The sequence below is a fragment of the Pseudotabrizicola sp. genome (assembly GCF_030656345.1).
Classification (GTDB): Bacteria; Pseudomonadota; Alphaproteobacteria; order Rhodobacterales; family Rhodobacteraceae; genus Pseudotabrizicola.
In genome coordinates, this window is sequence record NZ_JAUSNR010000006.1 from 78,567 (window position 1) to 102,093 (window position 23,527).

General features: G+C 64.9%; 20 protein-coding genes. 11 read left to right on the forward strand and 9 right to left on the reverse strand.

The features are described from left to right. Window positions 1-141 precede the first annotated feature (141 nt). From Q7J44_RS02315 to Q7J44_RS02325, 3 genes are read left to right on the forward strand one after another with little or no spacing between them, the layout of a single operon-like run. Window positions 142-516, forward strand: a complete 375-nt coding sequence (locus tag Q7J44_RS02315) for an NADH:ubiquinone oxidoreductase subunit NDUFA12 (RefSeq protein ID WP_304876601.1) — start codon at window positions 142-144, stop codon at window positions 514-516. Beyond that, entirely contained in the window at window positions 516-986 is a 471-nt protein-coding gene (gene mlaD / locus Q7J44_RS02320; RefSeq protein ID WP_304876603.1) for an outer membrane lipid asymmetry maintenance protein MlaD, read from the forward strand. The genes Q7J44_RS02315 and mlaD overlap by 1 nt, the downstream gene beginning before the upstream one ends. Then, on the forward strand, window positions 983-1,411 hold the full coding sequence (locus Q7J44_RS02325; protein ID WP_304876604.1) for a DUF2155 domain-containing protein: 429 nt from the start codon (window positions 983-985) through the stop codon (window positions 1,409-1,411). The genes mlaD and Q7J44_RS02325 overlap by 4 nt, the downstream gene beginning before the upstream one ends. On the opposite strand, the gene aat is transcribed toward Q7J44_RS02325, so the two are convergent. Genes aat through accB form a run of 3 tightly spaced genes read right to left on the reverse strand, consistent with a single transcriptional unit; the run spans window position 1,306 to window position 3,903 of the window. Further along, window positions 1,306-2,010: a leucyl/phenylalanyl-tRNA--protein transferase gene (aat, locus tag Q7J44_RS02330; RefSeq protein ID WP_304876606.1), complete on the reverse strand. Its 705-nt coding sequence runs from the start codon at window positions 2,008-2,010 to the stop codon at window positions 1,306-1,308. The two genes, Q7J44_RS02325 and aat, sit on opposite strands and share 106 nt — an antisense overlap. A 55-nt stretch (window positions 2,011-2,065) precedes the next feature. Then, a complete protein-coding gene (gene accC, locus Q7J44_RS02335; RefSeq protein WP_304876609.1) occupies window positions 2,066-3,415 on the reverse strand; it encodes an acetyl-CoA carboxylase biotin carboxylase subunit in 1,350 nt (449 codons plus the stop codon). A gap of 5 nt (window positions 3,416-3,420) precedes the next feature. Next, window positions 3,421-3,903, reverse strand: a complete 483-nt coding sequence (gene accB, locus Q7J44_RS02340) for an acetyl-CoA carboxylase biotin carboxyl carrier protein (protein ID WP_304876611.1) — start codon at window positions 3,901-3,903, stop codon at window positions 3,421-3,423. Between the two features lie 249 nt (window positions 3,904-4,152). Here accB and Q7J44_RS02345 point away from each other — a divergent pair, with 249 nt between their 5' ends. Continuing rightward, on the forward strand, window positions 4,153-5,478 hold the full coding sequence (locus Q7J44_RS02345; RefSeq protein ID WP_304876613.1) for an NAD(P)-dependent oxidoreductase: 1,326 nt from the start codon (window positions 4,153-4,155) through the stop codon (window positions 5,476-5,478). Window positions 5,479-5,502: 24 nt separating this feature from the next. Beyond that, entirely contained in the window at window positions 5,503-6,807 is a 1,305-nt protein-coding gene (preA, locus tag Q7J44_RS02350; RefSeq protein ID WP_304876615.1) for an NAD-dependent dihydropyrimidine dehydrogenase subunit PreA, read from the forward strand. 1 nt (window position 6,808) lies between these two features. Here preA and Q7J44_RS02355 read toward each other — a convergent pair whose 3' ends face one another. Beyond that, window positions 6,809-7,669, reverse strand: coding sequence for a LysR family transcriptional regulator (locus tag Q7J44_RS02355; protein WP_304876617.1), 861 nt, complete (start codon window positions 7,667-7,669; stop codon window positions 6,809-6,811). A 161-nt stretch (window positions 7,670-7,830) separates the two neighbouring features. Between Q7J44_RS02355 and Q7J44_RS02360 the strand changes: the two genes are divergently transcribed. From Q7J44_RS02360 to Q7J44_RS02375, 4 genes are all read left to right on the forward strand, one after another. After that, window positions 7,831-10,272, forward strand: a complete 2,442-nt coding sequence (locus Q7J44_RS02360) for an FAD-dependent oxidoreductase (protein WP_304876619.1) — start codon at window positions 7,831-7,833, stop codon at window positions 10,270-10,272. A 57-nt stretch (window positions 10,273-10,329) separates the two neighbouring features. Then, window positions 10,330-12,780: an FAD-dependent oxidoreductase gene (locus Q7J44_RS02365; RefSeq protein WP_304876621.1), complete on the forward strand. Its 2,451-nt coding sequence runs from the start codon at window positions 10,330-10,332 to the stop codon at window positions 12,778-12,780. 68 nt (window positions 12,781-12,848) lie between these two features. Then, window positions 12,849-14,402, forward strand: coding sequence for a trimethylamine methyltransferase family protein (locus Q7J44_RS02370; RefSeq protein WP_304876623.1), 1,554 nt, complete (start codon window positions 12,849-12,851; stop codon window positions 14,400-14,402). Between the two features lie 25 nt (window positions 14,403-14,427). Continuing rightward, window positions 14,428-15,327 (forward strand): NAD(P)-dependent oxidoreductase, encoded by a 900-nt coding sequence (locus tag Q7J44_RS02375; RefSeq protein WP_304876625.1) that lies wholly within the window; start codon window positions 14,428-14,430, stop codon window positions 15,325-15,327. A 120-nt stretch (window positions 15,328-15,447) separates the two neighbouring features. On the opposite strand, the gene Q7J44_RS02380 is transcribed toward Q7J44_RS02375, so the two are convergent. Continuing rightward, entirely contained in the window at window positions 15,448-16,371 is a 924-nt protein-coding gene (locus Q7J44_RS02380) for a CehA/McbA family metallohydrolase (RefSeq protein ID WP_370692940.1), read from the reverse strand. A gap of 69 nt (window positions 16,372-16,440) precedes the next feature. Next, entirely contained in the window at window positions 16,441-17,691 is a 1,251-nt protein-coding gene (tyrS, locus tag Q7J44_RS02385; protein ID WP_304876627.1) for a tyrosine--tRNA ligase, read from the reverse strand. Window positions 17,692-17,783: 92 nt separating this feature from the next. On the opposite strand from tyrS, the gene Q7J44_RS02390 reads away from it, so the two are divergent. Then, the gene (locus tag Q7J44_RS02390; protein ID WP_304876629.1) at window positions 17,784-18,878 is read left to right on the forward strand and encodes an anhydro-N-acetylmuramic acid kinase; all 1,095 of its coding nucleotides are present in this window, start codon (window positions 17,784-17,786) and stop codon (window positions 18,876-18,878) included. A gap of 4 nt (window positions 18,879-18,882) precedes the next feature. On the opposite strand, the gene Q7J44_RS02395 is transcribed toward Q7J44_RS02390, so the two are convergent. From Q7J44_RS02395 to glmU, 3 genes are read right to left on the reverse strand one after another with little or no spacing between them, the layout of a single operon-like run. Continuing rightward, a complete protein-coding gene (locus Q7J44_RS02395; RefSeq protein ID WP_304876631.1) occupies window positions 18,883-19,593 on the reverse strand; it encodes a DNA alkylation repair protein in 711 nt (236 codons plus the stop codon). Continuing rightward, window positions 19,590-21,425, reverse strand: coding sequence for a glutamine--fructose-6-phosphate transaminase (isomerizing) (glmS, locus tag Q7J44_RS02400; protein ID WP_304876633.1), 1,836 nt, complete (start codon window positions 21,423-21,425; stop codon window positions 19,590-19,592). The genes Q7J44_RS02395 and glmS overlap by 4 nt, the downstream gene beginning before the upstream one ends. Window positions 21,426-21,429: 4 nt before the next feature. Next, window positions 21,430-22,779, reverse strand: a complete 1,350-nt coding sequence (glmU, locus tag Q7J44_RS02405) for a bifunctional UDP-N-acetylglucosamine diphosphorylase/glucosamine-1-phosphate N-acetyltransferase GlmU (RefSeq protein WP_304876635.1) — start codon at window positions 22,777-22,779, stop codon at window positions 21,430-21,432. Between the two features lie 86 nt (window positions 22,780-22,865). Between glmU and Q7J44_RS02410 the strand changes: the two genes are divergently transcribed. Next, on the forward strand, window positions 22,866-23,525 hold the full coding sequence (locus tag Q7J44_RS02410; protein WP_304876637.1) for an HAD-IA family hydrolase: 660 nt from the start codon (window positions 22,866-22,868) through the stop codon (window positions 23,523-23,525). The last annotated feature ends 2 nt before the right edge of the window (window positions 23,526-23,527 follow it).

A 23,527-nucleotide genomic window follows, 5' to 3' on the forward strand; every position in this document is an offset into this window, starting at 1 on the left:
AAATTTGTCTGATGAAACAGGCATGATTTTTCTGCGAAAAATCGCCCAACGCCCCACCGACCGCGCTGCATGGTCGTTTGCACACCCTAGACCTTGCGCGCCCTTTCCGCCATATCAGGGTCAAGCAACCGGAGGCTCCCGATGTATTTCCTCAAGCGCCTGCTCACCTGGTGGAACAGCCAGACCATCGGCACCCAGATCTTTACCGCCCGCAAAGGCATCAAGGTGGGTGAGGATGATCAGGGCAACCTGTATTACCAGACCGCTGACGCGAAAAAGCGTTGGGTGATCTTTAACGGCGATATCGAGGCGACGCGCGTTTCGCCCGACTGGCATGGCTGGCTGCATTTCACCTGGGATCAGCCGCCGACCAAGGCACCGCTGCTGCACAAGGTCTGGGAAAAACCGCATCAGGAAAACCTGACCGGCACCATGGGGGCCTATGCGCCTGCCGGGTCGCTGCGCCGTGTGGCCCCGGTGGCCCGTGCCGATTACGAAGCGTGGCAGCCTGAATAATGGCGTCTGAACGGGCTGAAATTCTGGCTGGTGCTGCGGTGCTTGCCGTGGCGGTTGGCTTTCTGGCCTATGCGGCGAACTCTGCCGGTCTGATGGCGCGGGTGGGTGAGACCTATCCGCTGACCGCCAGCTTCCGCGCGATGGACGGCATCAGCATCGGGTCTGACGTGCGGCTGGCAGGGATCAAGGTCGGCACCATCAGCGATCTGCGCCTGAACCCGCAGACCTTCTTTGCCGATGCCACGATCCGGCTGCGCAGCGATATCCTGCTGCCCGATGATTCTGCGATCCTGATTTCGTCCGAAGGGCTGCTGGGGGGCAATTTCGTCGAGATCCTGCCCGGCGGGTCGTTGGAAAATTACGCCCCCGGCGACGAGATTGAGGATACCCAAGGCGCGGTCAGTCTGATCACCCTGCTGATGAAATTCGTCGGCGGCGGCGGGTCTGACACGGCGGGGCCAATCGAATGATCCGGATTTTTCTGCTGGCGCTGCTGGCGGTCTGCCCGCTGCAGGCTGCCGCGCAAGAGATGGTGTCGGCTCCCGGCGGCACGGTGCGGCTGCTTGACAAGGTGACGGGCCGGGTCACCGATCTGGCGCTGTCGCGCGGGCAGTCCGATGTGCGCGGCCGGGTGACGGTTCAGCTTGATGAATGCCGCTACCCCCGCGACAACCCGGCGGCCGATGCGCAGGCCCATCTGACGGTGATTGACACCGCCGCAGGGACAACGGTGTTTTCCGGCTGGATGCTCGCCTCCAGCCCGGCGCTGTCGGCGATGGACCATCACCGCTATGATCTGTGGGTGCTGTCCTGCGATTCCGGCTTTGTCGCGCCGGAGGTGACGGAACCGGTGGAAGACCCCGACGCGCCGCTGGAAGAGATCAACGAAGGATAGGGCGCATAGCCGGGCGGGTCGAAGGCGGCCCGGCGGCCAAGGGCGTGCTGCAACCGGAGGTGATAGGCGGCGCGCGAAATTTCCTGCGCGCCAAGGCTCGCCAGATGCGGGGTCAGGAACTGCGTGTCAAACAGGGTGAACCCCCCGGCGCGCAACCTGTGCACCAGCCACGCGAGCGCGATCTTTGATGCATTCGTCCGGCGCGAAAACATCGACTCGCCAAAGAACGCCGCCCCCAGCACCACCCCGTAAACTCCGCCGATCAGGTCATCACCCTCCCACACCTCCAGACTGTGGGCATCCCCTTGCCTGTGCAGCGAGACGTACAGGGCGGTCAGCGTGTCATTGATCCAGGTTTCGGGCCGGTCGGCACAGGCCGCCAGCACGCCCGCAAAATCGGTGTTGACCGTCACCCGGTAGCCGCCGCGCAGAATGGCGCGCTGCAGGCTGCGCGAGATGTGGAAACCGTCCAGCGGGAATACCCCCCGCCTGCGCGGGTCGATCCAATGGACCGTCGGGTCTGTCACCGACTCTGCCATCGGAAAGATCCCGATGGCATAGGCGTGCAGCAGCAACTCGGGCGTGATCTGATCGGTCATCCGCCCTGTCCGGAACCGGGGCGCGGAAAAGGGGGCCAGTGGCCCCCTTTGCGATTTACTGGCCGAACTGCGACGCGAGCCATTTTTCCAGCCAGTGAATGTTGTACTCACCCGCCTGAATGTCAGGCTCGTTCAGCAGCGCCTCGAACAAGGGCGTGCTGGTGTCGACGCCGTCGATGATCAGCTCTCCCAAAGCGCGGCGCAGGCGGGCCAAGGCTTCGGGCCGGTCGCGGCCATGCACGATCAGCTTGCCGATCAGACTGTCGTAATAGGGCGGGATCGAATAGCCGGAGTACAGCGCCGAATCCATCCGCACGCCAAAGCCACCCGGCGCGTGGAACATCTTGACCTTGCCGGGGCAGGGCGAGAAGTTCGGCAGCTTTTCCGCATTGATCCGCACCTCGATGGCGTGGCCGTTGATCTCCAGCTCATCCTGCGTGAAAGACATCGGCAGGCCGGATGCCACGCGGATCTGTTCGCGCACAAGGTCAACGCCGAAGATGTATTCGGTGACCGGGTGTTCAACCTGCAGACGGGTGTTCATCTCGATGAAGTAGAACTTGCCGTCTTCATACAGAAACTCGACCGTGCCCGCGCCGATGTAGTTGATCTTGGCGACTGCATCGGCACAGATCTTGCCAATCTCGGCCCGCATCTTGGGCGTGATCGACGGGCCGGGGGCCTCTTCGAACACCTTCTGGTGGCGGCGCTGCAAGCTGCAATCGCGCTCGCCCAGATGCACGGCGTTGCCCTTGCCGTCGCCGAACACCTGAATTTCGATATGGCGCGGTTTTTGCAGGTATTTTTCGATATAGACTTCATCATTGCCAAAGGCGTTCTTGGCCTCGGACCGGGCGGTGCGGAAGGCGACTTCCAGCTCGGCGGCGTTCTTTGCCACCTTCATGCCACGCCCGCCACCGCCTGCGGTGGCCTTGATGATGACCGGAAAGCCGATTTTCTCGGCAACGCCGATCGCAGATTCGAAATCTGCCACGCCGCCATCAGACCCCGGCACCACCGGAATCCCCAGATCCATCGCGGTGACCTTGGCGGTGATCTTGTCGCCCATGATGCGGATATGTTCGGCATTGGGGCCGATGAAGGTCAGGCCGTGGTCTTGCAACGCCTGCGCAAAGCTCGCGTTTTCCGACAGAAAGCCATAGCCCGGATGTACGGCTTGTGCGCCGGTGATCTCGCAGGCGGAAATGATCGCGGCCTTGTTCAGATAGCTTTCCGAACTGGGCGCGGGGCCGATGCAGATCGACTCATCCGCCATGCGCACATGCATGGCATCAGCATCGGCGGTGGAATGGACGGCGACCGATTTGATCCCCATCTCACGGCAGGCGCGGATCACGCGCAGGGCGATTTCCCCCCGGTTGGCGATCAGGATTTTTTCAAACATCGGCGTCACTCGATGATCAACAGCGGTGCGCCGAATTCAACGGGCGTGCCATCCTCGACCAGAATCCGCTTGATCACACCGGCGCGCGGGGCGGGGATGTGGTTCATGGTTTTCATCGCTTCGATGATCAGCACGGTCTGACCCTCGGCCACGGTGGCCCCGATGGTGATGAAGGGCGTCGCACCGGGTTCGGCCGCAAGGTAGCAGGTGCCGACCATGGGCGATGTGACAGCGCCCGGGTGCTGGGCCGGGTCTTCCGACGCCGCTGCGGCGGCCGGGGCGGCTGCGGCAGGGGCGGCTGCATAGACCGGGGCCGGGCCAGCCACTTGCGTGGTGACGATATTGGCCTGCTTGACCACCCGCACCTCAAGGCTGTCATCCTCGCCATATTCGCGCTTCACGCTCAGCTCGGTCAGTTCGTTCTTGTTCAGAAGTTCTGCAAGGGCCGAGATAAAGGCCACATCTGCGTCGGGGGAATGTTTGCTCATGCCGTCCTCTGGTTGGCTTTTTGCCAGTTGGTGACCGATCTGCCATGGCGCACAGGCCGGGCGTCGGGGCTGTCCGCTTATAGCCCGCGTTTTCCGGCGAGAAAAGCACCCATTCGGTTGCGCAATTATTGGGCATTCAGCGCCCTGTGCCCTGAAATTTTCTGGCGCGCCAAAATTTACCGTTTGATAAAAAAATCGACCTGTGCCAGCGTTTTTCCAAAGAACACCCAACAGGGGAGAGGACTGCCCATGACCAACAGCCCGCTGACGCCCGGCATTGTGCCCAGCCGTCTGCCAGCCGACCGGATCGCCCGGAACTTTGCCGACCACACCCCGCCGCTTGACGGGCACGAGGCGCTGGTGGCGGCGGATCGCTGCTATTTCTGCCACGATGCGCCCTGTGTGACGGCCTGCCCGACCAGCATCGACATCCCGCTGTTCATCCGCCAGATCGCGACCGGCACGGCGGAATCTGCCGCAACCACGATCTGGACGCAGAACATCCTTGGCGGCATGTGCGCCCGGGTCTGCCCCACGGAAACCCTGTGCGAAGAGGTCTGCGTGCGGGAGGTGGCCGAGGGCAAGCCGGTAGAAATCGGACGTCTGCAACGCTTTGCCACCGACAGGGCAATGGCGCGCGGGCTGCACCCGTTTGTGCGGGCCCCCCGCACCGGCAAGTCGGTTGCGGTGGTGGGGGCGGGGCCAGCGGGGCTGGCCTGCGCGCACCGTCTGGCGCTGCACGGGCATGACGTGGTGGTGTATGAGCGCCGCGCCAAGGCGGGGGGGCTGAACGAATTTGGCATCGCCAGCTATAAATCCACGGGCGGCTTTGCGCAGGCCGAGGTGGACTGGCTGCTGCAGATCGGCGGCATCACGATCAAGACCGGGGTAGAGCTGGGGCGCGATATCACGCTCGACGGGCTGCTTTCCACGCATGACGCGGTGTTCCTTGGCATCGGTCTGGGCGGGGTCAACGCCCTGCGCGCGCCCGGTGAGGACAAGGCGGGCGTCACCGATGCGGTCGATTTCATTGCCGAGCTGCGTCAGACCACGGACCTGACCACCCTGCCGATTGGGCGCGATGTGGTGGTGATCGGCGGCGGCATGACAGCAGTGGATGCGGCGGTGCAAAGCAAGCTGCTGGGGGCGGAGAACGTCACCATCGTCTACCGCCGCGGGCAGGAGAGGATGAGCGCGTCGGGCTATGAGCAGGACCACGCCACCAGTGCCGGCGTGCGGATCATCTGCAACGCGGCCCCGGTGGCGGTGCACGGCAATGGCGCGGTGCGCGAGGTGGAGTTCGGCTATATGGCGGACACGCCAGCGGGCTTGCAGCCGACCGGAGAGACCTTCCGCCTGAAGGCCGATCAGGTGTTCAAGGCCATTGGCCAGACCCTGACCGGCGCACCTGATGGTTCCACGCTTGAGGGTGGCAAGATTGCCGCCTTGCCCGCGCGGGTCTGGGCCGGGGGCGATTGCACCGGCGGCGGCGAAGACCTGACCGTGACGGCAGTGGCGCAGGGGCGCGACGCGGCCGAAGACATTCATTTGGCCCTGATGGGGGTGGCGGGGTGAACCCCGCCCTACGGAGAGATTGACATGGCAAACCTGACAACCGACTTCATCGGCATCAAATCCCCCAACCCGTTCTGGCTGGCCTCGGCCCCGCCGACGGACAAGGAATACAACGTCCGCCGCGCGTTTGAGGCAGGCTGGGGCGGGGTGGTATGGAAGACCCTGGGCTCGGAAGGGCCGCCGGTGGTGAACGTCAACGGCCCGCGCTATGGCGCGGTCTGGGGCGCGGACCGTCGCCTGCTGGGCCTGAACAACATCGAACTGATCACCGACCGCCCGCTGGAGGTGAACCTGCGCGAGATCAAATCGGTCAAGCGCGATTACAAGGACCGCGCGCTGATCATATCGCTGATGGTGCCCTGCGATGAGGAGAGCTGGAAAGACATCCTGCACCGGATCGAGGATACCGAAGCCGACGGGGTAGAACTGAACTTCGGCTGCCCGCATGGCATGGCCGAACGCGGCATGGGATCAGCCGTGGGGCAGGTGCCGGAATATATCGAGATGGTCACCCGCTGGGTGAAACAGCACAGCCGCATGCCCTGCATCGTGAAACTGACGCCGAATATCTCTGACATCCGCAAACCGGCGGAAGCGGCGAAGCGCGGTGGGGCGGATGCGGTATCGCTCATCAACACCATCAATTCGATCACCACCGTCAACCTGGACAACTTCAGCCCCGAACCGATGATCGACGGCAAGGGCACCCATGGCGGCTATTGCGGCCCGGCGGTCAAACCCATCGCGCTGAACATGGTGGCCGAGATTGCGCGCAGCCCGGAAACCCATGGCCTGCCGATTTCTGGCATCGGTGGGGTGACCACCTGGCGCGACGCGGCAGAGTTCATGGCGCTCGGCGCGGGCAATGTGCAGGTCTGTACGGCGGCGATGACCTATGGCTTCAAGATCGTGCAGGAAATGATCTCGGGCCTGTCGCAATATCTGGATGACAAGGGCATGACCTCTACCGCCGATCTGGTGGGGCGTGCGGTGCCGAATGTGACCGACTGGCAGTTCCTGAACCTGAACTATGTGACCAAGGCGCAGATTGATCAGGATCTGTGCATCAAATGCGGCCGCTGCTATGCCGCCTGCGAAGACACCAGCCATCAGGCGATTGCGATGCTGCCGGGCCGGGTGTTCGAGGTGAAGGACGACGAGTGCGTCGCCTGCAACCTGTGCGTCAACGTCTGCCCGGTGGAGAATTGCATCACCATGACCGAGATGCCGAAAGGGGCGGTGGACCCGCGCACGCAGATCCCTGTGGGCGATTATGCCAACTGGACCACGCATCCGAACAACCCGTCGAGCGCAACGGCGGCGGAATGACCTAGCGCGCGCCGGGGCTTTGCAGCCTGCGGCGCGCGGCCTCGACCATGCGCTTGTGGGTGGTGCCGGTGCGATTGCGCAGATGCATCGCGCCGTAGACCGGCTGACGGATCACCGGCGCGTCGGTGACCATGTGGAACCCGCCCGCCGCCACCAGACCCCGCGCATGGCTTTCCATCACATAGCCCGCCCCGCCCAAGCTGTGCAGCAGAAGCGCCACGGCGCTGCTTTGGCCGACTGACAGAGGGGCGGCGTGCAGCGCGGGCAGCAACTGGCGGTGCGCTGCCTCGAACGCCGGGGAAAAATTGGCGCAGATATAGCGGTCGGGGGTGAGGCCTGACAGGCTGGCGGGCGTGGTCGCGATCAGCCGGTAGGGAATATCGGGAAGAGAGACAAAAAACAGGTCGGGTTGCGGTTTGGGCGTGAACAGAATGGCGAAATCGAGCGCACCTGTCACCAGATCGGCGCACATCTGGGTGGAGTAATCCGGCTCGACATACAGCGCCGCCTGCGGCAGCATCGCCCGGAACGCCGCAATCAGCGCGCCCAGATGTTCCGACACCAGATCGTTCTGGATGCCGATCCGTAGCGTCAGCGCCGCCGTGCCCGACTGAGCCACCGCCCGCCGCGCCATCATCCATTCCTGACGCAGCAGCCGGGCGTGGGGTTCGAACTTCAGCCCCTCGGTGGTAAGCTGCGTGCCCGCGCGCGAGCGGGTGAACAGCCGTGCGCCAAGCGCAGTTTCCAGCGCGATCACCCGGCCCGAGATGGTGGATTGCGTGAGGCCAAGACGTTCGGCGCTGCGGTTGAAGCTGCGGGTCTCGATCAGGTCGAGGAAGGTGTCGATGAGCTCTATCTGCATGGGGTGATCCTGTGGCAGCCCCCGGGGCTCTGCCCCTGACCCTGGAGTACTTGGGTCAAGATGAAGCTGATCGGGATTTCCGATCAATAGGGGGCATGAGGGTGAATTGAAAGACTTTGTGTCTGCGCGGATAGTGGCGACAGTTGGCAGGGGAGAGTGGCATGGCAGGCTTGCCGGGCAGCGCGCGTGTGGTGATCATTGGCGGGGGCGCTGTGGGGGCGTCGTGCCTGTACCATCTGGCCCTGGCCGGGTGGCGCGACTGCGTGTTGCTGGAGAAGAACGAGCTGACGGCGGGCAGCACCTGGCATGCGGCGGGCAATGTGCCGACGTTTTCGGCCAGCTGGTCTATCATGAACATGCAGCGCTATTCGGCAGGGCTTTACCGGACCCTGGGCGATCAGGTCGGCTATCCGATGAATTACAATGTCACCGGATCGGTGCGGCTGGGGCATAGTGCGGAACGGCTGCTGGAGTTCCGCCGGGTGGCCGGGATGGGCCGGTCGCAGGGGATGGATCTGGAGATCCTTGGCCCCGACGAGATCCGCGCGCGCTATCCGTTTGTGCAAACCCATGACCTGACCGGCGCGCTGTATGATCCCTATGACGGCGACATTGACCCGGCCCAACTGACGCAGGCGCTGGCCAAGGGCGCGCGCGATATGGGCGCGCATGTGGAGCGGTTCTGCCCGGTGACTCAGGCCGCGTGGACCGGGACAGAATGGGTGCTGACCACACCCAAGGGCGAGATCCGGGCCGAATATGTGGTCAACGCAGGCGGCTACTATGCGGCAGAGGTCGGCCGGATGTTCGGCCGCCGCGTGCCGATGATGGTGATGAGCCATCAGTACATGCTGTTCGACGCCATCCCCGAGCTGGAAGCCTGGACGCGCGAGGTCGGCCACAAGTTGCCGCTGCTGCGCGATGTGGATTCGTCTTATTACCTGCGGCAGGAAAAGATGGGCTTCAACCTTGGCCCCTATGAAAACCCCTGCCGCGCGCATTGGGCGACGCCCGATGACCCGATGCCCGATGACTTCAGCTTTCAGCTGTTCCCCGACGATCTGGAGCGGCTGGAATTCCAGATCACCGATGCGATGGCGCGGGTGCCGCTGTTGGCGCAGGCGAACCTGCAAAAGGTGATCAACGGGCCGATCCCCTATACCCCCGACGGCAACCCGCTGATCGGGCCGATGCCGGGGGTGCCCAATGCGTTTGAGGCCTGTGTCTTCACCTTTGGCATCTGTCAGGCGGGGGGCGCGGGCAAGGTTCTGGCGGAATGGGTGACGGAAGGGGCGACGGAATGGGACATGTGGTCCTGCGATCCGCGCCGGTTTACCGGGTTTGAAGATCACGATTACTGCGTCGCCAAGGGGATGGAGGTGTACGGGCATGAATATGCCATGCATTTCCCGCATCATGTCTGGCCTGCCGGGCGGATGAAGAAAGCAAGCCCCGTGCATGACCGGGTGGCCGCTCTGGGCGCGCAGTTCGGGCCGTATAACGGCTGGGAGCGGGCGCTGTGGTATGCGGGCGACGGGGATGACACCAGCGAGGACGCGCAGCGCACATGGGCCCGCAAGGGGCCGTGGTTCCGGGCGGTGCAGGCGGAGTGCGCGGCGGTGCGGGATGCCTGCGGCATCCTCGACCTGCCGGGGTTTTCGCGCTTTGTGGTGACCGGGCCGGGGGTGGCGGAGTGGCTGGCCCTGCAGATCACCGGCAAGGTGCCATCCGTCGGGCGGCTGGGGCTGGCCTATTTCGCCGATGACAAGGGCCGGATCGTGACCGAGATGTCGGTGGCCCGGCTGGCCGAAGACAAGGTGCTGCTGATCACCGCCGCCACCGCGCAAGCGCATGACAAGGACTGGCTGCTGCGGCATCTGGCCCCGGGGCTGGTGCTGGAAGACCAGACCGAGGCGTGGTCGACGCAGATCCTGACCGGACCAAAGGCGCGGGACGTGCTGGCGGGGGTAACGGATGCTGACCTCACGCGGCCTTGGCTGACGTGGCAGACTGCGCGGATTGCCGGGGCCGATGTGCTGCTGATGCGGGTCAGCTTTGCCGGCGAGTTGGGATGGGAGATCCATTCTCGGGTGGCGGATACGCCTCTGGTCTGGGAGGCAGTCTGGGCGGCGGGGCAGGCGCATGGGTTGCGACCCTTTGGCATGTTCGCGCTGAACGCCCTGCGGATCGAGAAGGGCTACCGCGCGTGGAAGGGCGATCTGTCCACCGATTACACCGTGCTGCAGGCCGGGCTGGAGCGCTTTGTCGACTGGTCCAAGCCCGCGTTCCGGGGGCGGGCGGCATTGGCGGCTGAAAAACAGGCCGGTGTCACCAAGCGCTTTGTCACCCTGCGGATTGCAGCGGGTGAGCTGGACCCGCCCTATATGGCGGCGCTCTGGCACCACGGCGTGGTGGTGGGCGAGGTCACCAGTGCAGGCTGGGGCCACCGGGTGGGGGCCTGCCTTGGGCTCGGCATGCTGCGCACGGATCTGGCGGTGCCGGGGACGGTGGTGGAAGTTGAGGTGTTTGGCGACCGGGTCCGCGCGGAAGTGATGCCCGAGGGGCCGGTGTGGGACGCGGATAACGCGCGGTTGCGCGGCTGAGAGGACAGGACCGGGGGGCTGTCTGCCCCCCGGACCCCCCGAGAGTATTTAGTCAAGATGAAGGGGCGGGACGTGGGTTTGCCGGAGAAAGCGCGGGCGGTGATCATTGGGGGGGGCATCTCGGGATGCTCGGTCGCCTATCATCTGGCAAAGGCGGGGTGGACCGATATTGTGTTGTTGGAGCGCAAGCGGCTGACCTCGGGCACCACCTGGCATGCAGCGGGGCTGATCGGGCAGTTGCGCGGATCGGCCAACATGACCCGGCTCGCGCGCTATTCGGCGGGGCTTTACGTGGGGCTGGAGGCAGAGACCGGCATCGCGACGGGCATGCGGCAGGTGGGCTCGATTTCGGTGGCGCTGACGCCGGACCGGCTGGAAGAGCTGCGCCGTCAGGCGACGCTGGCGCGGATTTTCGATGTCGAGGTGGGGGAGGTCTCACCCGCCGAGATCAAGGCGATGTATCCGCATCTGAACGTGGGCGATGTGCTGGGCGGCGTGCATCTGCCGCTGGACGGGCAGTGCGATCCGGCCAATATCGCCATGGCCTTGGCCAAGGGTGCCCGGATGCGCGGGGCGGTGATTGCCGAAGGGGTGGCGGTGACGCGCGTGACAACGGCAGGGGGGCGGGTGACGGGCGTCGAATACACCGGGCCGGAGGGGCCGGGGACCATTGCCGCTGATGTGGTGATCAACTGCGGCGGCATGTGGGGGCGTGATCTTGCGGCGCAGAACGGGGTGACGGTGCCGCTGCATGCCTGCGAGCATTTCTATCTGGTGACCGAACCGATCGAGGGGTTGGGCCATCTGCCGGTGCTGCGGGTGCCCGATGAATGCGCCTATTACAAATCCGACGCCGGCAAGATGATGCTGGGGGCCTTCGAGCCAAAGGCCAAACCCTGGGGCATGGGCGGCATCCGCGCCGATTTCGAATTCGACACGCTGCCCGAGGACTGGGACCATTTTCAGCCGATTCTGGAAGCGGCGATGGAGCGGATGCCCTTGTTCCAGTCGGCGGGGATTCACACGTTTTTCAATGGGCCGGAGAGTTTCACGCCTGATGACCGCTATTATCTGGGTGAGGCTCCGGAACTGGGCGGCTATTGGGTGGCGGCGGGGTACAATTCCATCGGGATTGCGTCGAGCGGCGGGGCGGGGATGGCGCTTGCCCACTGGATCACCGAAGGCGAGCCGCCGTTTGATCTGTGGGAGGTGGATATCCGCCGGGCGCAGCCGTTCCAGAAGAACCGCCGCTATCTGCAGGAACGGGTCAGCGAGACTCTGGGGCTGCTCTACGCCGATCACTACCCCTACCGCCAGATGGCGACCAGCAGGGCCATCCGGCGCAGCCCGCTGCACGGGGCCTTGACCGCGCGCGGCGCGGTGTTCGGCGAGGTGGCGGGATGGGAGCGGGCGAACTGGTTTGCCGATGCGGGGCAGGAGCCAGCGTACCGCTATGGCTGGGGACGGGCGAACTGGTTTGCCAATCAGCGCGCCGAGCATATGGCGGTGCGGACCGACGTGGGCCTGTTTGACATGACCAGCTTTGGCAAGATCCGGGTCGAAGGGCGCGACGCCTGCGCCTTCCTGAACCGGGTCTGTGCCGCCCAGGTCGATGTGGCGGTCGGGCGGGTGGTCTATGCCCAGATGCTGAATGCGAAGGGTGGGATTGAGAGCGATCTGACCGTCACGCGCCTGTCGGAAACCGCCTATCTGCTGGTGGTGCCGGGGGCGACCTTGCAGCGCGATCTGGCCTGGCTGCGGCGGCATCTGGGGGATGATTTCGCGGTGATCACTGATGTCACGGCGGCGGAAGCGGTGCTGTGCCTGATGGGGCCGAATGCGCGCGATGTGCTGGGCCGGGTGTCGCCGCAGGACTTCAGCACTGCAGCGCATCCCTTTGGCACAGCCCGCGAAATCGAGATCGGCATGGTGCAAGCCCGGGCGCACCGGGTGTCTTATGTGGGGGAACTCGGCTGGGAGCTGTATGTGTCGACCGATCAGGCCGCCCATGTGTTTGAGGCGCTTGTCGAGGCGGCGCCCGAGTTGAAGCTGTGCGGTCTGCATGCGCTTGATTCCTGCCGGATCGAGAAGGCCTACCGGCATTTCGGCCATGATATCACCGACGAGGATCATGTGCTGGAGGCCGGACTTGGCTTTGCCGTCAGCCGCAAAAAGCCTGCCTTCATCGGACGCGACGCGGTGCTGCGCAAGCAAGACGCCGGCCTGTCGCGGCGGATGGTGCAGTTTCTGGTGCGCGACCCGGAAGCGATGATCTTTCACAACGAGGCGATTGTGCGCGATGGCCGCATCGTCGGGCCGGTGACAAGTGGCAATTATGGCCATGCCTTGGGTGGGGCTGTGGGCTTGGGCTATGTGCCTTGTGCGGGGCAGAGCGAGGCGGATGTGCTGGGATCGGGTTATCAGATCGAGATTGCCGGGCGGCGGTTCGAGGCCGAGGTGTCCTTGGTGCCGATGTATGACCCGAAATCCGAACGGATGCGTGCGTGACAAGCGCCGGGGGGCTGTCTGCCCCCGGACCCCCAGAGGATATTTATGAACAGATGATAGGCAAAGCGATGAGTGATCTTGGCGAAGTGTGTGAGCCGTCGCGTGCAAAGCGGTCAGGCGGGCGGGGGGCGCGGGTGGCGTTGCGCTCGGCCCCCTTGTCGGATGCGATGCGCCCGATCCGGCCGGGGATGCCGGGCGGGCAGTACCGGCCGCTGACCGACGCGGGCATGGCGCGGATCCATCAGGCGGCGTTGCAGGCGCTGGAGGAGATCGGGTTGTCGCAGGCCCCACCATCAGGCGTGGAGGTGATGACGGCGGCGGGGGCCATTCAGGGCAATGACGGGCGGCTGCGCTTTCCGCGTGGCTTGGTCGAGGATATGCTGGCGGTCGCGGCGCGCGATATCACGCTTTACGCCCGCGACCCGCGCCATGACATGCACCTGACCGGGACCAATGTGCATTACGGCACGGCGGGCGCGGCGGTGCATATCGTGGACCCGTTCACGCTGGAGTATCGCGACAGCACCGCGCAGGATCTGTATGATGCGGCGCGGCTGGTCGATAACCTCGACAATATTCATTTCTACCAGCGCACCATGGTCTGCCGCGATGTGGTCGACAACCGCGATATGGACCTGAACACGCTGTATGGCTGTCTGGCGGGCACGGTGAAGCATGTCGGCACCTCGTTCAGCGACCCGGCCCATGTGGCTGATTGTTTTGACATGCTCTACATGGTGGCGGGCGGCGAGGAGAAATGGCTGGAGCGGCCGTTTGTCAGCAATTCCAACTGCTTTGTCGTGCCGCCGATGAAGTTTGCCGAAGAAAGCTGCATCACCATGGAGGATTGCATCCGGCGCGGGATGCCGATGCTGTTGCTGTCGGCGGGGCAGGCCGGGGCGACGGCACCTGCGCCGATTGCGCTGACCATCGTGCAGGCGGTGGCGGAATGTCTGGCCGGCGTGGTCTATGCCAATTCCATCAAAAAGGGCGCGCCCTGCATCTTTGGCACCTGGCCTTTCGTCAGCGATCTGCGCACCGGCGCGATGTCGGGCGGATCAGCCGAGCAGGCGCTGCTGACGGCAGGGTGCGCGCAGATGCACCGCTTTTACGACCTGCCGGGGGGGGCCGCATCGGGCATATCGGACAGCAAGCTGCCCGACATGCAGGCCGGGTGGGAGCAGGGGATCACCAACACCCTCGCGGGGCTGGCGGGCCTCAACCTGTGCTACGAGGCGGTGGGAATGCACGCATCGCTGCTGGGGTTCTGTCTGGAATCGCTGGTGCTGGGCGATGACCTTCTGGGGCAGGCGATGCGCTGCGTGCGCGGGATCGACGTGACCGAGGACAGCACCAGTATTGAGGCGATGAAAGAGGTCTGCCTTGGCGGGCCGGGGCATTACCTCGGGTCAGACCAGACCCTGCGGCTGATGCAGACCGAATACACCTATCCGATGGTGGGCAACCGGATGAGCCCGAAGGAATGGAACGAGGCGGGCAAGCCGCAACTGCTGGACAAGGCGGTGGAGCGCAAGAATGCAATTCTTGCAAAGGCGGGGTGCCGGGTTGCGCCGGAAATCGACGCGGCGATCCGGGCGAAATACCGGATTCATTTTCAGTGAAACAGCCCATGGACGGAGAAGCAGCTTGAAGATCGGCTATATCGGCCTTGGCAATCTGGGCGGGCATCTGGCGGCCAGCCTGATCCGGGCGGGCCATCAGGTGGTGGTGCATGACCGTGACGCGGGGCTGGCAGACCGGCACCGGGCGATGGGGGCAGGGGTGGCGGACAGCCCGGCGGATCTGGCGGCGCAGGTGGACCATGTGTTCACCTGTCTGCCCTCACCCGCCGTATCGGCGGCGGTGCTGGCGCAGGTGCTGACCACGGCCCGGCCCGGCATGACCTGGGTGGAAAACTCCACCCTCGGCCGCGACGATGTGCTGGGGCTGGCCGCACAAGCGCAGGCGGCGGGGCTGCGGATGCTGGAGGCCCCTGTCACCGGCGGCGTGCATCTGGCGGCGCGCGGCGAGATCACCGTGCTGGTCGGCGGCGAGGCTGACCTTTTGGAGCTGCACCGCCCCGCACTCATGGCGATCGGCAACCGGCTGTTCCACATGGGGCCGCTGGGGTCTGCGGCGGTGATCAAGGTGATCACCAATATGCTGGCCTTCATCCATCTGGTGGCGGATGGCGAGGCGCTGATGCTGGCACGCCGCGGCGGGCTGGACCTGAAAACCGCGTGGGAGGCGATTGCAGCCTCATCGGGCAGCAGTTTCGTGCATGAGACCGAGGGCCAGCTGATCCTGAACGGCAGCTATGACATCGCCTTCACCATGGATCTGGCGCTGAAAGACCTCGGCTTTGCGATGGGCTTCGGACAGGAATTCGGCGTGCCGCTGGATCTGGCGGGGCAGACCTTGCAGACCTTTGTCAAAGGTCGCGCGGCCTATGGCGGGGCGGCGCAATCGACGCAGATCGTGAAGCTGCTGGAAGATGTGCTGGGCACTGATCTGCGCGCAGAGGGCTTTCCGGCGCGGCTGGAATAATGGGGGCGCTGCCCCCAAACCCCCGGAGTATTTGGATCAAGATGAAAGGATGACGCGTCTGCCGTTTCATTTTGACACAAATACTCCCGCGCGGAGCGCGCCTGTCCGTTCTGCCCGGCACTACCGCCAGATCGGATTGGACCAGGCTTTCTTGCCCGCCGCATCCATCACCGTGACCCGAAGCCAGGGGCTGTTGCCGAACCGGCTCAGGTCCAGTTCGGACGTGGTCATCGAATGGCCATGCACGGCGCGGGCGGCGGTGCCTTGGCCCTGCACGATCATGGCGGCAACGGTGGTGCTGTCGACCTCGATCCGGTCTTCAAACAGGCGGATGTCGCGCAGCTCCGGCCCCTGGCTGGAGTAGAACTCGCCGGATTTCAGCGCGGCCAGCAGGGCGTCGGGCGTGTTCTCGGGAGATTTCACCATCACCCAGCCGCCGAAATGGTCGGGTTCATAGAAATGCGCGTCATCGGTGGCGATCATGGTCAGGTGCCGGCCCTCAGACAGCAGCAGGTCGGCTATGGCGGCACCGTCGGGCCGGTCGCAACCCATGGCGCAGCCGTGGTTGTAGATCTCCACCGCATGGGCAGCGGTCACGCCGCGCGCATCCGCCAGTGTCAGGCCCGACCATTGCGGATGGGCGATTGCGACGAAGGCCCCGGCGGCCACGGCGCGGGTGGCCAGATCAGCGGCGGTTTCCTGCCCCGGTTTGGGGTGAAAATCCGGGCTGTCGGAGGGGGCGAAATCAGGCGGCAGGCCGACGGCAAGGATGTGCCACAGCTCGCCATTGGCCATCGCGCCGGAATGCAACTCGGCCCCCAGTATGGTGGTGAAGCGATCATCGCGGAACGGCACCGTATCGACGATCGGATAGTCATACGCGCCGACGAAATGGTCGGTCAGCGCCAGAAAATCATAGCCTTCCGCGCGGTAGCGGCGGCACACCTCTTCCGGCGGCAGCACGCCATCGGACCGGGTGGAATGCGTGTGCAGATTGCCGCGCCAGAAGCGACCGGCGGCGGAAAAGGCGGTGGGGCGGATCATGGCGGGTGCTTTCTGAAAAGGGTCTGCCCCGGCACGCTAGCCGGGGCAGATCACCGTTTCAAGAACCCGTCAGCCCAGTGTCACCAGCGCGTGCCGCTTTTTCCCTGCCGTCAGTTTCAGCGGTTCGGCCAGATCGCCCGCGCCGAAGCGGCGGCCGCTGTCGGTTACGATGTCATCATTCACCCGCGCGCCACCTTCGGAGATCAGGCGCTTGGCATCCTTGCCACTGGCCGACAGACCCGCACGCACGAACAGCTGCACGATGCCGATGCCATCCGCCATTTCCTCGGGCGTCAGCGCCACCGTGGGCAGATCGTCCCCGATGCCGCCTTTTTCAAACACTTCGCGCGCCGTCGCCTCGGCGGCCTGTGCGGCCTCAACCCCGTGCAGCAGGCTGGTCACCTCATTGGCGAGGATGACCTTGGCGGCGTTGATCTCGGACCCTTGCAGCGCGCCCAGACGCTCACACTCCTCCAGCGGCAATTCGGTGAACAGCTTGAGGAAGCGGCCGACGTCGGCATCGGTGGAATTGCGCCAGAACTGCCAGAATTCATAAGGCGACAGCATCGCGCCATTCAGCCAGACCGCACCATTCGCCGATTTGCCCATCTTGCGCCCGTCTGACGTGGTCAGGAGTGGCGTGGTCAACCCATACACCTCATGATCCACCACCCGGCGGGTCAGGTCGACGCCGTTGACGATATTGCCCCATTGATCCGACCCGCCCATCTGCAACAGGCAGCCATAGCGGCGGTTGATTTCAAGAAAATCATAGGCTTGCAGGATCATGTAGTTGAATTCGAGGAAGGACAGCGATTGCTCGCGGTCCAGCCGCGACTTTACGCTGTCAAACGACAGCATCCGGTTCACGCTGAAATGCCGCCCGATGTCGCGCAGGAATTCGAGGTAGTTCAGATGGTCCAGCCATTCGGCATTGTTGAGCATGATGGCATCGGACGCACCGTCGCCATAGGAAAGGTAGCGGGCAAACACCTGCTGCATTCCGGCAATGTTCTCATCAATCTTTTCCGGCGTCAGCAAGGGCCGTTCCTCGGCGCGGAAGCTTGGGTCGCCCACCTTGGTGGTGCCGCCGCCCATCAGGGTGATCGGCTTGTGCCCGCATTTCTGCAACCAGCGCAGCACCATGATGTTCAGCAGGTGGCCCACATGCAAGGATGCCGCCGTCGCGTCATAGCCGATATAGGCCGGCACGACCCCCTTCAGAAACGCCTCGTCCAGCGCCTGATAATCCGTGCAATCGGCCAGAAAGCCACGGGTCATCATCACGCGCATGAAGTCTGATTTCGGATGGTAGGTCATATCGTCCTCGTGTCATAGACTGTGGGGGGTATAGCGGCGGCCAAGGGGCTTGGAAAGATGGCGGGGCTTGGAAAGATGGGGGGCTTGGAAAGATGCGACAATCGGAACCGGTCTGGGCCTTGGGGGCAATGTCGGGCACCTCGCTGGACGGGGTGGATGCGGCGATGGTGCTGACCGACGGGCACAGCATTGCGGAATTCGGCCCCGATGCCTACCGCGCCTATACGTCTGACGAACGCGCGGTGATCCGCGATGCCTTTGGCCGCTGGCCGGGGGATGCGCAGGTGGCCGCGGCGGCAGATGTGGTGGAAACCGCCCATGCGCAGGTGCTGTCGCGGTTTTCCGGGGCCGATGTCGTGGGGTTCCACGGCCAGACGCTGGCGCATGAGCCCGCCGGTCGCGGCACGCATCAGGCGGGCAACGGGGCCTTGCTGGCGCAGGTGCTGGGCGTGCCTGTGGTCTGGGATTTCCGCAGTACCGATGTGCAGATGGGCGGGCAGGGCGCGCCGCTGGCCCCGTTCTTCCACCACGCCTGCGCCCGTTTTGCCGGGCTGGACGCGCCGGTGGCGTTTCTGAACCTTGGCGGGGTGGGCAACCTGACATGGGTGGACCCGAGGGTCGAGCGGCCCGAGGATGCGGGCGCGCTGCTGGCCTTTGACACCGGGCCTGCCAATGCGCCGGTGAACGATCTGATGCTGGCGCGGCGCGGGCTGGCGCAGGATGTGGGGGGCGAGTTGGCGGCTTCGGGCACGGTGGAGGAAGCGGTGGTCACGGCCTTCCTGTCCCACCCCTATTTCTTCAAAATGCCGCCGAAGTCACTGGACAGGAATGATTTTCCGGCGCTGCTGCCCGCAGTGGCGCATCTGCCCGACGCCGATGCCGCCGCCACGCTGGTCGCCTGTGCCGCTGCCGCAGTCGCGCGCGGGGCCGAGCATTTTGCGCAACCCGTATCGCGTGTGCTGGTCTGCGGCGGCGGGCGGCACAATGCGGCGCTGATGGCGGCGCTGGCTGCGCGTCTGGGCGTAACGGTGGACCCGGTCGAGGCGATCGGGTTGAACGGCGACATGCTGGAGGCGCAGGCCTTTGCCTATCTGGCCGTGCGGGTGATGCGCGGCCTGCCGACATCGGGCCCCGCCACCACCGGGGTTCGTGCGGCGGTGGGGGGCGGGCAGATCAGCCGGCCCTAGCCTTTCAGTCTTCGGTCAGCGGCAGGTCGGGCAGGCGGCGCGCAGCCTCTTTGCGGGCAAAGGTTTTCAGCCCCAGACCGGGGCCATCCATGAACTCGGCTGCGCGGGCGGGGTCATGCTTGGCCAATGTGTCGATCCAGTCGGCAATCGCCTTCTGGATGAACCAGTTGCGGTCTCGCACCAGATGTTCGGCCCAGATCAGCCCGGTTTCGCGGATGTCGTAATCGGCGTCTTTGAGGTTGTTCATCTTGGCCCAGGGCAGCAGCATCATCAGGCTGGCGCGCCGCACCCAGTGGTTCGGGCTGTCCACCCACTCTTCCAAATCGGCGATCCGGTCCGGGTCCGCCATCAGCCGCTTTTGCCCGGCAGTCGTCACCAGATCGGCCAGTGCCCAGACGTCAAGCTCCGGCACCCACATGCAGATCACCGTCCACGCCCGGTTGTCAGGGCGCAGGCGCGCTTGCGTCAGCAATTTCGTGGCGGCAACCCGTGCATCATGCACATTGGTGTTCCACAAACCTTCGGCCAGCGACACCCGCGCTTCGACCGACAGATCGGCGCGCCATTGCGTGGCGTGTTCATCGATCTGCGCCGGGGTCAGGCCCAGATAGCGGCGGGCGGAGTCTGCGGGGGCCTTGTGGTAGTCGGCAGCCTCGGCGGCTTTGGCCGGGTCCGACAATGCCTCAAGGATTTCAAGCGCCTGATAGGGGGTCATTCGACAGTCACCGATTTGGCCAGATTGCGCGGTTGGTCCACATCGGTCCCCTTGGCAATGGCGGTGTGATAGGCCAGCAGTTGCGCTGGAATGGCATAGAGGATCGGGGCAAAGATCGGGTCGACGGCGGGCATGGTCAGTGTGGCCCAGGTGCCGGGACCAGCCTCGGCCAGACCGGCGGCATCCGAGATCAGCAGCACCTTGCCGTGCCGCGCCATCACCTCTTGCATGTTTGACACGGTCTTGTCGAACAAAGCGTCGCGCGGGGCCAGAACGATGACCGGCACCTGCGCGTCGATCAACGCGATGGGGCCGTGTTTCAGCTCACCCGACGCATAACCTTCGGCGTGGATGTAGCTGATTTCCTTGAGCTTCAGCGCGCCTTCCAGCGCCATCGGATACATCGGGCCGCGGCCCAGAAACAGGATATCCTGCGCGCGGGCCAGTTCCTCGGCCAGCTTGGCAATCTCGCCCGACTGGCCAAGCGCGTGGTTCATCAGCCCCGGCAGCGCATGGAGCGCCGCCAGATGCCCGGCCAAGGCGGCGCTGTCCAGCCGCCCCCGGTCCACCCCAGCCTTGAGCGCCATCACCGCCAGCACCATCAACTGCGAGGTGAAGGCCTTGGTCGAGGCCACCCCCACCTCGACCCCCGCCATGATCGGCAGGGTCAGGTCAGATTCGCGCGCGATGGACGAGGTGGGCACGTTGACGACCGAGACGACCTTGGCCACCTTTTCTTTCGCATAGCGCAGGGCGGCGAGGGTATCTGCCGTTTCCCCCGACTGGCTGACGAAGACCGCCCATTGATTGGGGGAAAGCGGCGGTTCGCGGTAGCGGAATTCCGATGCGATATCGATGTCGCAGGGCAGGCCCGCCAACGCCTCGAACCAATATTTCGCGACGTGGCAGGCATAGGATGCGGTGCCGCAGGCAACCAGCACCAAACGGTCAACGCCGGTGAAATCCACGCCCGCTGGCAGGTGTAGGGCGGGGTTCACCCCGCCATCCGACCCGCCTTGCGAATAATGGCGCAGCCCGTCGGCCAGCACCACCGGCTGTTCAGCAATTTCCTTGGCCATGAAATGCTTGTAACCGGCCTTTTCGATCCGCGTGGCATCAATCTGGATGCGGGTCTCGGCCCGGTTGGCGCGGCGGTCGTGATCATCAAAGATCTCGGCCCCCTTGCGGGTGATCACCGCCCAGTCGCCTTCCTCCAGATAGGTGATGCGGTCGGTCATCGGGGCCAGTGCGATGGCGTCCGACCCCACAAACATCTCGCCGTCTCCATGGCCGATGGCGAGCGGGCTGCCCTTGCGCGCGGCGATCAGCAGGTCGTCTTCGCCGTCGAACAGAAAGCACAGCGCAAAGGCGCCGTGCAGGCGCTTCACAGTCTGGCGTGCAGCCTCTGCCGGGGTGGCCCCGCCGTCCATCGCCTGCCGCACCAGCAGCGCCACGGTTTCGGTATCGGTCTGGCTTTCCTGCGCGTAGCCCGCCGTCGCCAGCTCTGCGCGCAGCTCGCGGAAGTTTTCGATGATGCCGTTATGCACCACCGCCACCGGCCCGGCCTTGTGTGGGTGCGCGTTCACCACCGTGGCGGCACCATGCGTGGCCCAGCGGGTGTGGCCGATACCCGCCTTGCCCGCGAGCGGTTCATGCACCAGCAGGTCCGACAGGTTCACCAGTTTGCCCACCGCGCGGCGCCGGTCCAGCTGCCCGTGGTTCACCGTGGCGATGCCCGCGGAATCGTAGCCGCGATATTCCAGCCGCTTGAGCGCTTCGACCAGCAGGGGGGCAACCTCGTGATCGCCCAGAACGCCGACAATTCCACACATGGGGTTATCCTTTGGCCTTTGCGGCCTTGATGGCGCGCAGACGCGCGAACAGTTTGGTTGCCAGCCCGGGTTTGGTCAGCTGTCGCGCGCGGCCAATGGCGAGCGCCTCGGCCGGCACATCTTCGGTGATCACGGAACCAGAGGCGGTCATCGCATGGTCGCCCACGGTGACCGGGGCCACCAGCATGGTATCCGACCCGATGAAGGCGTTTTTGCCGATCCGCGTGCGATGCTTCATCACGCCATCATAATTGCAGGTGACGGTGCCCGCGCCGATATTGGTATGCTCACCGATATCCGCGTCGCCGATATAGGTCAGGTGGCCAACCTTGACGCCTTCATCCAGAATGGCGTTCTTGATTTCCACGAAATTGCCGACATGCACATCCTCGGCCAGTTCCGCCCCCGGGCGCAGGCGGGCAAAGGGGCCGACGGTGGCGCCGCGGCTGACGTGGCAGCCTTCCAGATGGCAGAAGGCTTTGATCTCGGCCCCGGATTCCACGGTGACACCGGGGCCGAAGATCACATTCGGCCCGATGGTGGCATCGCGGCCCACCACGGTATCCAGCGCGAAGAACACGGTTTCGGGTGCTGTCAGGGTGACGCCGTTTTCCAGCGCCTCTGCGCGGGCACGGATCTGGAACGCGCGTTCGGCATCCGCCAGTTGCGCGCGGGTGTTCACGCCCAGCGTCTCCGCCTCGTCGCAGATCACCACACCGGCGGACAGGCCACGCGCCCGCGCCAGTTCCGGCAGATCGGTCAGGTAGTATTCCCCCGCCGCATTGGCATTGCCCACTTGGCCCACAAGGTCGAACATCAGCTTGGCATCGGCGCAGATCACACCGGAATTGCAAAGGGTTATCGCGCGTTCCTCATCTGACGCATCCTTGTATTCGACGATCTTCAGCAGGCTCTCCCCCTCAGCCACCAACCGGCCATAGCGCCCCGGATCGGCGGCGTGAAAGCCCAGCACCACCACCGCATGGCGGGCGCGGGCGGCCTGCATCGCTTCCAGCGTCTCAGCCCGCACCAGCGGCGTGTCGCCGTAGAGCACGATCACATCGCCCGAGGCATCGGCCAGCAAGGGTGCAGCCTGTGCCACCGCGTGGGCGGTGCCGTTCTGTTCGGCCTGCACCACGGTCAGCGCGTCTTCGTCATAGGCCAGCGTGGCGCGGGTGACCGCATCGGCACCATGCCCGGTGACCACGACCACCCGTTCAGGATCGAGCGCACGGCCGGCCTGCATGGCATGGTGCAACAGGGGGCTGCCTGCCACATGGTGCAGCACCTTGGGCAGGTCGGAGTTCATCCGCGTGCCCTGACCTGCTGCCAGAATGACCAAGGATACCGGCATAACGCCCCTTTCTTTCTTGTTGTCCCCGTTTTACCCATGGGGCCCCGGGCCGCAAGGCCTGTGTTCCTCACGCAAGGTTACAGTCTATGCGCACTGTCGTTTTCGATCTGGACGGCACTCTGGCCGATACCAGCGGCGACCTTCTGGCCGCCGCCAATGCCTGCTTTGGCGGGCTTGGCCATGGTGCCCTGCTGGGGCCGGACGACACGCTGACCGCCTTTCACGGCGGGCGGGCGATGCTGCGGCTGGGGTTTTCGCGGCTGGGGGCGGTGGATGATGCGATGATCGACGCGCAATATCCGCTGCTGCTAGAGGCGTATGGGCAGGCAATCGCCGTGCACACAAAGCTGTATCCCGGCGCGGTAGAGGCGGTCGAGGCGTTGCGCAGCAAAGGCTTTGCGGTGTCGATCTGCACCAACAAGCCCGAAGGGCTGGCCGAAGAACTGTGCCTGCGGCTTGGCATCCGGGGGTTGTTCGGCGCGTTGATCGGGGCCGATACCCTGCCCACCTGCAAACCCGATGCCGCGCCCTATATCGCAGCGGTGCGGCAGGCGGGCGGCAACGTCAGCCGGTCGATGCTGGTGGGTGACACAGAGACCGACCGCAACACCGGGCTGGCCGCCGGGGTGCCTGTTGTGCTTGTCACCTTCGGCCCCGAAGGCCGCAGCATCGAACGCCTGCACCCCGAGGCGTTGCTGGATCATTTCGACGAATTGCCAGACCTTGCCGCGCGGCTGCTGGGCTGACC

Excerpts from the sequence above, each read along its gene's own strand:
- Q7J44_RS02365 (WP_304876621.1), top strand. The coding sequence starts at position 10,330 with ATGAAGGGGCGGGACGTGGGTTTGCCGGAGAAAGCGCGGGCGGTGATC.
- Q7J44_RS02390 (WP_304876629.1), top strand. The coding sequence starts at position 17,784 with ATGCGACAATCGGAACCGGTCTGGGCCTTGGGGGCAATGTCGGGCACC.
- Q7J44_RS02355 (WP_304876617.1), bottom strand. The coding sequence starts at position 7,669 with ATGCAGATAGAGCTCATCGACACCTTCCTCGACCTGATCGAGACCCGC.
- glmS (WP_304876633.1), bottom strand. The coding sequence starts at position 21,425 with ATGTGTGGAATTGTCGGCGTTCTGGGCGATCACGAGGTTGCCCCCCTG.
- Q7J44_RS02395 (WP_304876631.1), bottom strand. The coding sequence starts at position 19,593 with ATGACCCCCTATCAGGCGCTTGAAATCCTTGAGGCATTGTCGGACCCG.
- Q7J44_RS02315 (WP_304876601.1), top strand. The coding sequence starts at position 142 with ATGTATTTCCTCAAGCGCCTGCTCACCTGGTGGAACAGCCAGACCATC.
- Q7J44_RS02370 (WP_304876623.1), top strand. The coding sequence starts at position 12,849 with ATGAGTGATCTTGGCGAAGTGTGTGAGCCGTCGCGTGCAAAGCGGTCA.
- Q7J44_RS02345 (WP_304876613.1), top strand. The coding sequence starts at position 4,153 with ATGACCAACAGCCCGCTGACGCCCGGCATTGTGCCCAGCCGTCTGCCA.
- Q7J44_RS02325 (WP_304876604.1), top strand. The coding sequence starts at position 983 with ATGATCCGGATTTTTCTGCTGGCGCTGCTGGCGGTCTGCCCGCTGCAG.
- accB (WP_304876611.1), bottom strand. The coding sequence starts at position 3,903 with ATGAGCAAACATTCCCCCGACGCAGATGTGGCCTTTATCTCGGCCCTT.
- aat (WP_304876606.1), bottom strand. The coding sequence starts at position 2,010 with ATGACCGATCAGATCACGCCCGAGTTGCTGCTGCACGCCTATGCCATC.
- mlaD (WP_304876603.1), top strand. The coding sequence starts at position 516 with ATGGCGTCTGAACGGGCTGAAATTCTGGCTGGTGCTGCGGTGCTTGCC.
- accC (WP_304876609.1), bottom strand. The coding sequence starts at position 3,415 with ATGTTTGAAAAAATCCTGATCGCCAACCGGGGGGAAATCGCCCTGCGC.
- Q7J44_RS02380 (WP_370692940.1), bottom strand. The coding sequence starts at position 16,371 with ATGATCCGCCCCACCGCCTTTTCCGCCGCCGGTCGCTTCTGGCGCGGC.
- Q7J44_RS02360 (WP_304876619.1), top strand. The coding sequence starts at position 7,831 with ATGGCAGGCTTGCCGGGCAGCGCGCGTGTGGTGATCATTGGCGGGGGC.
- tyrS (WP_304876627.1), bottom strand. The coding sequence starts at position 17,691 with ATGACCTACCATCCGAAATCAGACTTCATGCGCGTGATGATGACCCGT.
- glmU (WP_304876635.1), bottom strand. The coding sequence starts at position 22,779 with ATGCCGGTATCCTTGGTCATTCTGGCAGCAGGTCAGGGCACGCGGATG.
- Q7J44_RS02410 (WP_304876637.1), top strand. The coding sequence starts at position 22,866 with ATGCGCACTGTCGTTTTCGATCTGGACGGCACTCTGGCCGATACCAGC.
- preA (WP_304876615.1), top strand. The coding sequence starts at position 5,503 with ATGGCAAACCTGACAACCGACTTCATCGGCATCAAATCCCCCAACCCG.